This window comes from Geminicoccus flavidas, assembly GCF_009806515.1.
Taxonomy (GTDB): Bacteria; Pseudomonadota; Alphaproteobacteria; order Geminicoccales; family Geminicoccaceae; genus Geminicoccus; species Geminicoccus flavidus.
In genome coordinates, this window is record NZ_WUJP01000674.1 from 1 (window position 1) to 5,766 (window position 5,766).

Annotated in this window: 5 protein-coding genes; 1 reads left to right on the plus strand and 4 read right to left on the minus strand. The window is 68.5% G+C overall.

What is annotated here, in order from left to right; translation table 11 throughout:
- The 3 genes from EQG76_RS19055 to EQG76_RS19065 all read right to left on the minus strand — a co-directional run.
- Positions 1–1,148, minus strand: a 1,148-nt coding sequence (locus tag EQG76_RS19055; RefSeq protein ID WP_200840937.1) for an ABC transporter permease, incomplete at its 3' end; no start/stop codon positions are given.
- Positions 1,145–2,683 (minus strand): sugar ABC transporter ATP-binding protein, encoded by a 1,539-nt coding sequence (locus EQG76_RS19060; RefSeq protein ID WP_159715948.1) that lies wholly within the window; start codon positions 2,681–2,683, stop codon positions 1,145–1,147. The genes EQG76_RS19055 and EQG76_RS19060, both read right to left, overlap by 4 nt.
- A 96-nt stretch (positions 2,684–2,779) precedes the next feature.
- Positions 2,780–3,910: a sugar ABC transporter substrate-binding protein gene (locus EQG76_RS19065; RefSeq protein ID WP_159715949.1), complete on the minus strand. Its 1,131-nt coding sequence runs from the start codon at positions 3,908–3,910 to the stop codon at positions 2,780–2,782.
- 139 nt (positions 3,911–4,049) lie between these two features.
- On the opposite strand from EQG76_RS19065, the gene EQG76_RS19070 reads away from it, so the two are divergent.
- Positions 4,050–4,724: a GntR family transcriptional regulator gene (locus EQG76_RS19070; protein ID WP_200840938.1), complete on the plus strand. Its 675-nt coding sequence runs from the start codon at positions 4,050–4,052 to the stop codon at positions 4,722–4,724.
- Positions 4,725–4,733: 9 nt separating this feature from the next.
- Here EQG76_RS19070 and glgB read toward each other — a convergent pair.
- The coding region (gene glgB, locus EQG76_RS19075) for a 1,4-alpha-glucan branching enzyme (RefSeq protein ID WP_159715950.1) at positions 4,734–5,766 on the minus strand (1,033 nt) is incomplete at its 5' end.

The following is a 5,766-nucleotide window of genomic DNA, read 5'->3' on the forward strand; positions in this document are numbered from 1 at the left end:
TGCCGCTCCAGCCAGGAGGCCCGCTCGGCCTCGCCGGCACCGGCGGCGGGGGCCGGCAGGGTCGGCGAGAAGGCCTGGCCCGGATGGGAGCGGGCAAGCGTCCCCGCCCGGCGCGCCCGCAGATTGCTCACCAGGAGGCGCAGATAGCCGGCGACCGGCGAATTGCGGTGGAACGAGCCGGCCAGCACCGCCAGGATCAGGATCGCGCCCTCGACCACCGAGCTGTAATAGGCCGAGACGTTCAGCACGAGCAGGATGTTGACGACGATCATCAGGATGTAGGCGCCGATCAGCGAGCCTACCGCACCGCCGCGCCCGCCCCCCAGCATGGTGCCGCCCAGCACCACGGCGGTGAACACCTGGAGCAGCATTGGCCGGCCGATCAACGGGTCGGCGGAGCCGGTCTGGGCCGAGATGAAGGCGCCGGCAGCACCATAGAACAGGCCGGCCAGGGTGTAGGTCCAGAACTTCACCGTCCGGGTGGCGATACCCGCGGCGCGCGCCGCCTCCTCGTCGCTGCCGACCGCATAGATGCCGGTGCCGAAGCGCGAATTGCGCACCAGGAACCAGACCAGCAAGGCAACGAGCAGGACCAGGATCGGGGCCGGCAGGAGGTCGGTGATCACGTCGCCGGTAAGCGCCATGGAGAACTCGGGTGCTACCATCCCGCCCGGCTTGTCCATGATCAGGAGCGTGATGCCCTGGACGATGAACATGGACGACAGGGTGACCACGATCGGCTGGAGGCGGACGAAGGCCACGAAGAAGCCGTTGAAGGCGCCCACCGCGCCGCCGATCAGCAGCGCCACCACGGCCATGGCGAGCTGCGAGCCCGCACTCTCGCCCATGGAGGTGGCGAGCACCACGTTGACCAGCGAGATCACCGCACCGGCGGACAGGTCGAAGCCGCCGCTCAGGATCACGAAGGTCTGGCCCATCGCGGCCAGCGCGAGGGTGGCGCCGCCGGACGACATGAAGCTCAGCTCGAAATAGCTGAACGGCCCGGGCGTGATCCAGTCGACCACCAGGAACAGGGCGACGAACACCGCGAGCGCCACCAGCAGGCCACGATGGCGCGCAAGCGTGCGGCCCAGGCCAGCGCGGCGGCGGGCCGGAGCACGCTCGGCCATGGCAAGCGTCGTGCTCATGCCGCCATCCCGGCAGGGCGCTGCTCGCCCAGCGCGAAGCGCATGATCGCTTCCTCCTCGATCTCGTCACCGGCGAGCTCGGCCACGGTCCGGCCGCCATACATGACCTGGACCCGGTCACACAGGTTCACGAGCTCGGCGAGCTCGGTGGAATGGAACAGCACGGCACCGCCGGCATCGGCAAAAACGCGCATCATCAGATAGAGCTGGTGCTTGGTGCCGATGTCGACGCCGCGGGTGGGATCGAACATCAACAGCGTGCGGCTGCCGGCGAGCAGCCACTTGCCGATCGCGATCTTCTGCTGGTTGCCGCCGGAAAAGGCGCCGGCTGGCGTGTAGAGCGCACGGGGTGCCACCTCGACCTGCCGGAACACCCGCTCGACCGCCTCGGTCTCGGCCGCCTCGTCGATCAGGCCGTGGCGAGTGAAGCGGTCGATCACCGGCAGGCTGACATTGCGCCGGCCGTCCAGCTTCAGGAACAGGCCCTCGGTCTTGCGGTCCTCCGGCACTAGGCTGATGCCGATATTGGCGGCGATCGCGTCCTTGGGCGAGGCCAGTGTCACCTCGCGGCCATCGACCAGGATCTGACCAGACGTCAGCGGCGCCATGCCGAAGCAGCTCAGGAACAGCTGCTGCTGGCCCATGCCCTGCAAGGCGGCGATGCCCAGGATCTCGCCCGGCCACAAGGAGAAGCTGCCATCCTCCAGCCTTCCGGCGGTGGCGACCCGACGCGCTTCCAGGACCGGCGGCGTGGCCGGCTTTGGCCGTGGCTTGGGCCTAGGCGGGAAGGTCGCGGCCAGCGAGCGGCCGATGATCATTCGCACGACCTCGTCGTCGCTCACCTGATCCACCGGCGCGGTGCCGACCTCCTTGCCGTTGCGCAGCACGGTGAGCCGGTCGCAGAACATCCGGACCTCCGGCATCCGGTGCGAGATGAACACCACCGTGACGCTGTCGCGGGTCACGGTCCGGATCAGCTCGCCCAGCCAGTCGATGTCGCGGCCGGTCAGGCTGGAGGTCGGCTCGTCGAGCAGGAGGATTCGCGGCTTGCGGAACACCGCGCGGGCAATCTCGATCTTCTGCCGGACCGGCAGCTCCAGCTCGCGGATCTCGGCGCGCGGGTCGATGTCGGCAAGACCCAGCGAGTCCAGGTGCGCTGCCACCAGCCGCTCGCCCTCGCGCCGTCGGAGCTGGCCCAGCAGGCCCGTCGGCGCATTCGGCATGAGCATGTTGTCGGTGACGGTCAGGTCGCGGACCAGGGTCATTTCCTGGTACGCCGTCTGCACGCCCAGGCGCTGGGCATCCTGCGGCCGCGCCAAGCGCACTGGCTGGCCGAACAGTTCCAGGCTGCCCTCGTCCGGCTGGATGAAGCCCGAGAGCATCTTCACCGTGGTCGACTTGCCGGCCCCGTTCTCGCCCAAGAGGGCATGGACCTCGCCCGCGGCCACCGTGAACGACATGCCGGCCAGCGCCACCGTGGCACCGTAGGCCTTGGTGGCGTTCACGACCTTGAGCGCGTCAGCGGCGACAGCCATGCGGATTCCGAGCCTGGTGAAGAAAGATGGCGACAGGACGAGGATGGCGGCAGGGGCGGACCGTGCGGCCCGCCCCTCGAACCACCGACGGCCGGCTTACTCCTCGGGCTGGCCCACCAGCGCCGCCTGCAGGCCGACCTCGGGCGTGTCGGGCGAGTAGATCGAGGCGAACCAGCCGGGATTGGTGATGATCGACGGCTTGAACACGTTGCAGCCCTCGGACATCTCCTTCCAGGTGCCCTCCTCGCAGAGCTTCATCTCCTCGCTGGTGTAGAGCGGGAGCGGCAGGGTGGTGAGCTTGGGGATCTCCTTGCCTTCCAGCTTCTGCACCGCGAGCTTGAGCGCCAGGGCACCGGAATAGGGCGGCGAGGCATAGGAAATGCGCTGGGCACCCATAGGCGCGTAGGCGCCATTGGCGCCCTCGACCTCGGTGCCGGCCGGCAGGGCCTGGATGCGGCCGCCGTTCGAACCCTCGCCGGCGCAGGGCAGGAGATCCTCGGGCTTCATGCCCGCCTCGATCTGCATCGCATTGGCCGTGAAGCAGCCGACCTGCATCCACAGCCCGTCGATGTCGGCCCATTTCTGGGTCGCCAGGATCTTCGACAGCTCGGTACGCGCGTTCGCCTGGCTCCACATGCCGGGCGCCTCGGCGACGATCTCGATCTCCGGGTGCTTGGCGAACACCTCCTTGGCCGCCTCGGTGCGCAGCGTGTCGACCGATGTGCCGGGCACGCCCGTGATCGCGACGATCCGGCCCTTGCCGCCGAGCTTGTCGGCCAGCCACTCGGCAGTCTTCCGCCCGGCCTCCTCCTGATCGATCGTGACGTTGTGGGCGCACGGCTCGGTGATCTCGGCGTCATAGGCGATGATGGTGACGCCGCGCCCGCAGGCGGCCCGGACCACCTGGTTCAGCGCGGTGGGCGAGATCGGGTAGACGACGATCGCATCGGCACCCGCCTGCACCATCGAGTTGATCTGCTGGATCTGGCGCTGGGCATTGGGCCCGGCCACCTGGACCTGCAGGTCGACTTTGTCCCGCATCGACGGATGGGCGGCCATCGCCTTGATCATGTTGGCGGCTTCGGCCTGCCAGTCATTGCCGATATAGCTCATCGACAAGAAGATCTTGTGCTTCTCGGCCGCGGCCACGTCACCGGCCGTCCCGCCGGCGCCGATCACGCATCCGGCCGCCAGCAGCGACGCGAACAGCTTGCGCAGATTCCTCATCCGTTCTGCCTCCCCCTCCCGGCTGGCCGTCCGCCGCCGGTATTGTCCCGTGGCTGATCTTTGATCATAGATCAGGAGGTACGGCAACCGCGCTTGGACGCTGTCCGTGCTGCGGCGGCGGAAGAACCAGGGAGGAATGATGACGCTGGTGGAGGCAGGCCGGCTGCCCGCGCGCCCGGTCGGCCGGGATAGCATGCAGGAGCGGGTCTATCGGCAGCTGGTCCAGATGATCCTGGACGGCGAACTGGAGCCTGGCCGGACCATGACCATCGGCGGCATCGCCGAGGCGTTCCAGGTCAGCGCCATGCCGGTGCGCGAGGCCCTGCATCGGCTGAGTGCCGCCAAGGCGCTGACCGTAGTGAGCGGCCGCTCGGTCGGCATTCCGCCGCTCACCATCGCAAGGCTCACCGACCTTTGCCGGGTCCGCGTCGAGGTCGAGGGGATTGCCGCGGAATGGGCGGCGGCGAACGTCGATGCCGCGACGCTCGGCCGGCTCGACGGGCTGATCCAGCGGATGTCGGCTGCCGCCGGCACGGCCGACCATCGCGATTTCCTGCCGCTCAACCGCGGCTTCCACTTCACCGTCTACGAGGCCGCCGGTTCCGAATCCCTCCTGGCGCTGATCGAGAGCCTGTGGCTGCAGATCGGCCCCTATCTCAACCTCCTGCGCGGCTCCGGCAACTGGCGGACCGCGAACCGGCAGCACCAGGCGATGCGCGACGCGCTGGCCCGCCGCGACGGCAAGGCCGCGCGGGCAGCCCTGCGCGCCGATATCGAGGAAGCGGCCGCGCTGCTGGAGCGGCTCCTCGGCTGACCGTGGCGGTCAGCCCAGTCGGAACAGGACGGTCGCAAGCGGCGGCAGCACCAGTTGGACGGAGACGTCCTGGCCGTGCGCCGGCACCTCCTCGGTGGTCACGCTGCCGCCATTGCCGACATTGCTGCCGCCATAGCCAAGCGCGTCGGTGTTCAGGATCTCCTGCCACGTCCCGGCGCGCGGCACGCCAATCCGGTAGCCGTAGCGCGGCACCGGCGTCATGTTGCTGACCGCGAGGATGATCGAGCCGCCATCCGGTGCCGTGCGCAGCATGGCGAACACCGAGTTGGCGGCGTCATCGACCACCGCCCAGGCGAACGCGGCCGGGTCGAAGTCGGTCGCGTGCAGCGCCGGCTCAGTCTGGTAGATGCGGTTCAGGTCGCGCACCAGGCGCTGCATCCCGGCATGGCGCGGATCGTCCAGCAGCTCCCAGCTCACCTGCGCGTCATGGTTCCACTCGGTGACCTGGGCGATCTCGCAGCCCATGAACAACAACTTCTTGCCGGGATGCGCCCACATGTAGCCCAGATAGGCGCGCAGGTTGGCGAACTTCTGCCACTCGTCGCCCGGCATCTTGCGCAGGAGCGAGCCCTTGCCGTGCACCACCTCGTCATGGGACAGCGGCAGCACGAAGCGCTCGGTATAGGCATAGACCATGCCGAAGGTGAACGCGCCGTGGTTGTAGCTGCGGTAGACCGGATCCTGCTCCATGTAGTGGAGCGTGTCGTGCATCCAGCCCATGTTCCATTTGTAGGTGAAGCCCAGCCCGCCTTCCTCGACGGGCTTGGTCACGCCCGGCCAGGCGGTGGATTCCTCGGCCAGCGTCACCGCACCCGAGCAGCGCTGCGGCACGATGCTGTTCAGATGCTTGAAGAACTCAACCGCCTCCAGATTCTCCCGGCCGCCATAGCGGTTGGGGATCCACTCTCCGGCCTTGCGGCTGTAGTCGCGGTACAGCATGGAGGCCACCGCATCGACGCGCAGCGCGTCGATATGGAAGCGCTCCAGCCAGTCCAGGGCACTGGCGATCAGGAAGCCCTTC